Here is a 2,083-nt window from a genome sequence, read left to right on the forward strand (position 1 = left end):
AGGGACTGATCTACGCGCCCTTCGTCAGCTTCGTGAAAGAGGTTTTTGGGCTCCGAGCCGAAGTGATGACCAATGTCGCGACAGCCGACATTCCAGCCATCCTTTCGCGCTCGCGCTTCTTCATCGCTTCGGTCAGCAGTTCGATCCGCTGGCCCGAGCGCGAGCCGCCATCGAAGGGCGGCCATCTGGTGCTGGTCACCGCGACGTCGGACGAAGGTTTCCGCTTCCACAATCCGTCCGGCCATACCAGCGCCACACAGGCAAACGCAGTGTTGGCGCCAGCCGATTTCGACCGCTTCTTTGCCAATCGCGGCATTGCCGTCGCCATTTGATCTTTTGAGAGTTGAGGGATTTCGATGACCGGGAAGACAAGAGTGGCCATCCTCTATGGCGGGCGTTCGGCCGAGCATGACGTGTCGCGCCTTTCGGCCGCCAATGTGCTGAAGGCGATCGACCGGACGCGCTACGACATCGTGCCGATCGCCATTTCCCGGAGCGGCAGATGGCTGCTGCAACAGTCGGCCGCCGGCGACGGGGCAGGGGCGCCGGCATCCGAGGACGGCATCGAGGTTGCGCTTTTGCCCGGCGGCAAGGGCAGGCTGGTCGCCGTGTCGCGGGATGGAACGCAGCCTGACCCCGTCGACGTCGTCTTTCCCGTGCTGCACGGGCCGTTCGGCGAGGACGGGTCGGTGCAAGGTTATGCGGAAGTCGCAGATGTCGCCTATGTCGGCTGCGGCATCCTCGCTTCGGCCGCGGCCATGGACAAGGATGTCGCCAAGCGGCTGATGCGCGAGGCGGGACTGGCGGTTGCCCGCTCGCTGACCTTGCGGCGCGGGGAGCCCGTGTCCTTCGAGGATGTCGCGGCGAAGCTCGGCCTGCCGGTGTTCGTCAAGCCGGCGCGCCAGGGCTCGTCCTTCGGGGTCAGCAAGGCGACCGACAGAGCCGGCTTCACCGCGGCCGTCGAGGCGGCTTTCCAGCATGACAGCAAGGTTTTGGTGGAGGAGTTCGTCGAAGGCCGCGAGATCGAGTTCTCGGTGCTGGAGCGGGCCGACGGCTCGCTGACGGTGTCGCTGCCCGGCGAGATCATTCCGGCCGGCAAGCACGGCTTCTACACCTATGAGGCCAAATATCTCGATGCCGACGGCGCGGTGGTGAAGGTGCCCGCCGATGTCCCGGAAGCGGTTGCCGACAGAGCGAGGGAGATGGCGCGGCAGGCCTTTCAGGCGCTCGGCTGCGAAGCCATGGCGCGCGTCGATTTCTTCCTGCGCGCCGATGGCAGCCTGCTGGTCAACGAGGTCAACACCATTCCCGGCTTCACCGACATCTCGATGTACGCCAAGGCGCTGGCGGCGTCAGGCATCGGCTACAGCCAGACCATCGACGTGCTGATCGAGCACGCGCTGGCCAGGCATGCGGCGCGTTGATCCCGTTCGGGAGCAGGGAAGTGGTCTACGCCAAGCCGGGGCTCATATTAGCCAGGTCTTGAAGGCCATGTGAAGCGTAGTTACATCAATGATTGAGCGTGCGTTGCACGCGTACTTAACGCTTTGGTCAAGCTTCATCTATGGAGGTTGTCATGGCTAATACACTCATGGAAGGAAAGAAGGGCCAGGACTGGCTTAATCTGGTCCTTGCCATCTGCCTGTTCATCTCACCTTGGATAATCGGCTTCGCTGCTGAAACCACTCCCGCATGGAACGCCTGGGTTGTTGGCGTCGTGCTGGGCGTCATGGCTCTGGCGACGCTTGCCGCATTCGCCGAGTGGGAGGAATGGGTTAGTGTCGTTCTCGGGCTCTGGCTGATCGTTTCGCCCTGGCTTCTCGGCTTCATGGCGAACGGGTCCGCGATGGCTACCCACGTCATTCTCGGCGTGCTGGTGGTTGCCGTATCAGGTTGGGCCGTCTGGGACTTCCGTCATCCGCACGCACATGCGTGACCGGTAAAGGGTGGGGGGTCCGGCGCGCGAGCGGCGGGCTCCTCCAGATTTGAATATACGCTCCATGCGTTTGTCGTCCAGGCCGCGCGGAGCCGGGTTGCCGGCTTGGCCAAGCGCGGCATCGAATTGCCGGTCTTCGCCTCGCCG

The 2,083-nt window shown here is 63.7% G+C and carries 2 protein-coding genes and 1 pseudogene; all 3 read left to right on the forward strand.

The window, feature by feature from the left end; all coding sequences use genetic code 11:
• Positions 1-332: pseudogene (locus tag FCU66_RS36290) on the forward strand (hypothetical protein); the annotation flags it as partial.
• A gap of 24 nt (positions 333-356) precedes the next feature.
• On the forward strand, positions 357-1,424 hold the full coding sequence (locus tag FCU66_RS36295) for a D-alanine--D-alanine ligase family protein (RefSeq protein WP_136621483.1): 1,068 nt from the start codon (positions 357-359) through the stop codon (positions 1,422-1,424).
• A gap of 152 nt (positions 1,425-1,576) precedes the next feature.
• Positions 1,577-1,936 (forward strand): SPW repeat protein, encoded by a 360-nt coding sequence (locus tag FCU66_RS36300; protein ID WP_136621482.1) that lies wholly within the window; start codon positions 1,577-1,579, stop codon positions 1,934-1,936.
• The last annotated feature ends 147 nt before the right edge of the window (positions 1,937-2,083 follow it).

Origin of the sequence: Mesorhizobium norvegicum (assembly GCF_004919685.1) — a bacterium.
Taxonomy (GTDB): domain Bacteria; phylum Pseudomonadota; class Alphaproteobacteria; order Rhizobiales; family Rhizobiaceae; genus Mesorhizobium; species Mesorhizobium norvegicum.

Bases quoted from the DNA above. Each gene is read 5' to 3' on its own strand.
- FCU66_RS36295 (WP_136621483.1), top strand. From the start codon at position 357: ATGACCGGGAAGACAAGAGTGGCCATCCTCTATGGCGGGCGTTCGGCC.
- FCU66_RS36300 (WP_136621482.1), top strand. From the start codon at position 1,577: ATGGCTAATACACTCATGGAAGGAAAGAAGGGCCAGGACTGGCTTAAT.